General features: G+C 35.4%; 1 protein-coding gene. It reads right to left on the reverse strand.

Annotated features, from left to right (window positions below; all coding sequences use genetic code 11):
* Positions 1-226, reverse strand: a 226-nt coding sequence (locus tag GQR56_RS21320) for a transposase (protein ID WP_166115391.1), incomplete at both ends; no start/stop codon positions are given.

The raw sequence follows: 226 nt of genomic DNA on the forward strand, positions 1-226 counted from the left end.
AAACCGGCTAACCAAAGGATAAAATTAGCAATTAATGCAATCAATAATGCGACATTCAAGCGGCCTTTTTCATAGCTACGACAATGACGTAAGTTTAAGCCATTACTGGTGTTTTTTAAGTCTCGAAAGGACTCTTCTATCTGCATTCGCTGGCTGTAAATTTTAACAATATCTTGTGCTGAATAATTAATATTGCACAATGAGGTAAATAATAACCATGGCTCAG

The organism is Pseudoalteromonas sp. Z9A5 (assembly GCF_011378875.1).
Taxonomy (GTDB): Bacteria; Pseudomonadota; Gammaproteobacteria; order Enterobacterales; family Alteromonadaceae; genus Pseudoalteromonas.